This is a genomic window from Salinicola sp. (genome assembly GCF_982684285.1).
Map to the genome: position 1 here is coordinate 1 of NZ_CEXLVS010000357.1, position 3,002 is coordinate 3,002.

General features: G+C 58.4%; 7 protein-coding genes and 1 pseudogene. All 8 read right to left on the reverse strand.

The features are described 5' to 3' along the window. Positions 1 to 31: 31 nt before the first annotated feature. The gene (gene rplF / locus AC3AYF_RS19730; RefSeq protein ID WP_110603320.1) at positions 32 to 562 is read right to left on the reverse strand and encodes a 50S ribosomal protein L6; all 531 of its coding nucleotides are present in this window, start codon (positions 560 to 562) and stop codon (positions 32 to 34) included. A 9-nt stretch (positions 563 to 571) separates the two neighbouring features. Then, the gene (gene rpsH, locus AC3AYF_RS19735) at positions 572 to 964 is read right to left on the reverse strand and encodes a 30S ribosomal protein S8 (protein ID WP_487780243.1); all 393 of its coding nucleotides are present in this window, start codon (positions 962 to 964) and stop codon (positions 572 to 574) included. Between the two features lie 31 nt (positions 965 to 995). Then, entirely contained in the window at positions 996 to 1,301 is a 306-nt protein-coding gene (rpsN, locus tag AC3AYF_RS19740) for a 30S ribosomal protein S14 (protein ID WP_110603316.1), read from the reverse strand. Positions 1,302 to 1,311: 10 nt separating this feature from the next. Further along, a complete protein-coding gene (rplE, locus tag AC3AYF_RS19745) occupies positions 1,312 to 1,851 on the reverse strand; it encodes a 50S ribosomal protein L5 (protein ID WP_110603314.1) in 540 nt (179 codons plus the stop codon). Positions 1,852 to 1,869: 18 nt separating this feature from the next. Continuing rightward, on the reverse strand, positions 1,870 to 2,187 hold the full coding sequence (rplX, locus tag AC3AYF_RS19750) for a 50S ribosomal protein L24 (RefSeq protein WP_075563676.1): 318 nt from the start codon (positions 2,185 to 2,187) through the stop codon (positions 1,870 to 1,872). A gap of 14 nt (positions 2,188 to 2,201) precedes the next feature. Continuing rightward, a complete protein-coding gene (gene rplN, locus AC3AYF_RS19755) occupies positions 2,202 to 2,573 on the reverse strand; it encodes a 50S ribosomal protein L14 (protein ID WP_075571386.1) in 372 nt (123 codons plus the stop codon). A 54-nt stretch (positions 2,574 to 2,627) separates the two neighbouring features. Then, the gene (gene rpsQ, locus AC3AYF_RS19760) at positions 2,628 to 2,888 is read right to left on the reverse strand and encodes a 30S ribosomal protein S17 (protein WP_295036593.1); all 261 of its coding nucleotides are present in this window, start codon (positions 2,886 to 2,888) and stop codon (positions 2,628 to 2,630) included. Beyond that, a pseudogene (gene rpmC, locus AC3AYF_RS19765) lies at positions 2,888 to 2,989 on the reverse strand (50S ribosomal protein L29); the annotation flags it as partial. The gene rpsQ and the pseudogene rpmC, both read right to left, overlap by 1 nt. Positions 2,990 to 3,002 lie beyond the last annotated feature (13 nt).

Consider the following 3,002-nt stretch of genomic DNA (forward strand, 5'->3'; position numbering starts at 1 on the left):
GAGATTCTTTCTTCGCGTTCATAACCCTGCCTTACTTCTTCTTGGCTTCTTTGCGGCGGACACGTTCGTCGCTGTAACGAACGCCTTTACCCTTGTAGGGCTCCGGCGGACGGAACGCGCGAATTTCCGCAGCCACCTGACCGAGCTTCTGCTTGTCCGCGCTTTTCAGCACGATCACGGTGTTCTTCGGCGTTTCCGCCGTGACACCTTCGGGCAGCGTGTAGTCGATCGGGTGTGAGAAACCGAGTGTTAGGTTCAGCGTCTTGCCACTAGCCTGGGCACGATAGCCGACGCCATTGATTTCCAGCGACCGAGTGAAACCCTCGGAAGCGCCGGTGACCATGTTCTGGACCAGGGCCCGCGTGGTGCCGACCATGGCCCAAGACTTCGCCTGTTCGCTCGGGGCGAAAACCAGCTGACCGTCTTCCTGAGTGATCTTCACGTCGGGATGCACGGTCAGTTCAAGCGTGCCCTGGCCGCCCTTGACGGACAGCTGGTCGCCGTCGAACTTCACGTCGACGCCGCTGGGCAGTTTAACCGGATACTTGGCTACGCGAGACATTACTCACTCCTAGAATACGGTGCAGATGACTTCACCACCGACACCCGCCTGGCGTGCGGCACGATCGGTCATGACACCTTGGGAGGTGGTGACGATCGCCACACCCAGACCGTCCGCGACCTTGGGCAGTTCACTCTTGCCCTTGTAGATCCGCAGTGACGGCTTGGACATACGCTGGAGGTGCTCGATGCCCGGCTTGCCCTCGAAATACTTGAGGGTCACGGTCAGCTCGGGCTTGGCGCCCTCGGAGACCGTCGCGTCGGTGATGTAGCCTTCCTGCTTGAGTACGCGGGCCACTTCAACCTTGAGCTTGGAAGACGGCATGGTAACCGTCTCCTTGGTGGCCATCTGCGCATTGCGGATACGGGTAAACATATCCGCCAGAGTATCTTGCATGCTCATTACATTGCGCTCCTGAATTCCTCGACGTGGCTTACCAGCTGGACTTCTTCAGTCCAGGGACATCGCCACGCATGGCAGCTTCGCGCAGCTTGTTACGGGCCAGTCCGAACTTGTTGTAGTAACCGTGCGGACGGCCGGTAACGCGGCAGCGGTTGCGCTGACGGACCTGACTGGAGTCCCGCGGCAACTGTTGCAGCTTCAGCTGAGCGTCGAAGCGCTCTTCGTCAGAAGCGTTGACGTCATAAATGACGGTCTTGAGCGCGGCACGCTTGGCGGCGTATTTGTCGACCAGCTTCGCGCGCTTGAGCTCACGCTCAATCATGCTTTTCTTTGCCATGAATCCACCCTTATTGCTTGAACGGGAAGTTCAGCGCGCTGAGCAGCGCACGACCTTCTTCGTCGGTGATGGCGCTGGTCGTGATGGTGACATCCAGACCACGAATCCGGTCGATCTTATCATATTCGATCTCCGGAAAGATGATCTGCTCCCGTACGCCCATGGAGTAGTTGCCACGCCCGTCGAAGGATTTCGGGTTCAGACCGCGGAAGTCACGTACGCGAGGAATCGCGATGTTGACCAGCCGGTCCAGAAAGTCCCACATCCGTTCGCGGCGCAGCGTCACCTTGACGCCAATCGGCCAGCCTTCGCGGACCTTGAAGCCAGCGATGGACTTGCGCGCCTTGGTAACCACCGGCTTCTGACCGGAGAGTTTCTCCAGGTCGCCGACAGCATTGTCGATCAGCTTCTTGTCGCTGGTCGCTTCGCCGATGCCCATGTTCAGGGTCACTTTGGTGATCCGGGGCACCTGCATAACGTTGGCATAGCTGAACTGCTCTTTGAGCTGAGCCATGACCTCGTTTTGATAACGTTCTTTCAAGTTCGCCATTTTGCTACCCGACTCGCGTTAGGCGTCGATCTGCTTTTGCGTCGACTTGTAGATACGTACCTTGGTACCGTCTTCCTGCAGCTGGAAGCCGACGCGATCCGCCTTGCCGGTCTCCGCATTGAAGATGGCCACGTTGGACGCATGGATCGGAGCCTCACGCTCGACGATACCCCCCGGGTTGCCAACCATAGGATTGGGCTTGGTGTGGCGTTTGATCATGTTGACGCCCGAAACGACGTAACGGTCGTTTTCGAGGACGCGCTTGATCGTGCCACGCTTGCCCTTATCCTTGCCGGCGATGACGATGACTTCGTCGTCACGTTTGATCTTGTGCATATCCGCCTCGCTCCTTACAGCACTTCGGGCGCCAAGGAAATGATCTTCATGAACTTCTCGTTACGAAGTTCACGAGTTACCGGTCCGAAGATACGGGTGCCGATCGGCTGTTCGTTGGTGTTGTTCAACAGAACCGCCGCATTTCCGTCGAAGCGGATCAGCGAACCGTCGTTACGACGGACACCGCTGCGCGTACGCACGACCACCGCCTTGAGGACCTGGCCTTTCTTGACCTTGCCCCGCGGGATGGCTTCCTTGACCGTCACTTTGATGATGTCGCCAACGCGGGCGTAACGACGGTGTGAACCGCCCAGCACCTTGATGCACTGCACCCGGCGCGCGCCGCTGTTGTCGGCGACATCCAGCATTGTCTGCGTCTGAATCATTGGTTTTCTCCAAACCTAATCTGACTGCACTGGTTCAGAAGGCGCCTGTCGGGCTCAGCCCTTGGCCTGCTCGACCACCTCGACCAACGTCCAGGCCTTCTTCTTGGACAGCGGACGGCATTCCTGAATGGAAACCGTATCGCCGGCCTTGGCCTGATTCGTCTCGTCGTGGGCGTGCAGCTTGGTGGAGCGCTTCATGTACTTGCCGTAGATCGGATGACGCTCGCGGCGCTCGATCAATACGACAATCGACTTTTCCATCTTGTCGCTCACGACCTTGCCGGTGAGCGTCCGAGCTTTGTTTGCTTCAGCCATCATTGGTCACCTGCCTTCTGGTTGAGCACAGTCTTGACGCGAGCGATGTCGTGACGAACCTGCTTGAGCAGGTGCGTCTGGCTCAGCTGGCCGGTGGCCTTCTACATGCGCAGG

Coding starts and splice junctions, on each gene's coding strand:
- rplF (WP_110603320.1), bottom strand. CDS start 562: ATGTCTCGCGTAGCCAAGTATCCGGTTAAACTGCCCAGCGGCGTCGAC.
- rpsH (WP_487780243.1), bottom strand. CDS start 964: ATGAGCATGCAAGATACTCTGGCGGATATGTTTACCCGTATCCGCAAT.
- rpsN (WP_110603316.1), bottom strand. CDS start 1,301: ATGGCAAAGAAAAGCATGATTGAGCGTGAGCTCAAGCGCGCGAAGCTG.
- rplE (WP_110603314.1), bottom strand. CDS start 1,851: ATGGCGAACTTGAAAGAACGTTATCAAAACGAGGTCATGGCTCAGCTC.
- rplX (WP_075563676.1), bottom strand. CDS start 2,187: ATGCACAAGATCAAACGTGACGACGAAGTCATCGTCATCGCCGGCAAG.
- rplN (WP_075571386.1), bottom strand. CDS start 2,573: ATGATTCAGACGCAGACAATGCTGGATGTCGCCGACAACAGCGGCGCG.
- rpsQ (WP_295036593.1), bottom strand. CDS start 2,888: ATGGCTGAAGCAAACAAAGCTCGGACGCTCACCGGCAAGGTCGTGAGC.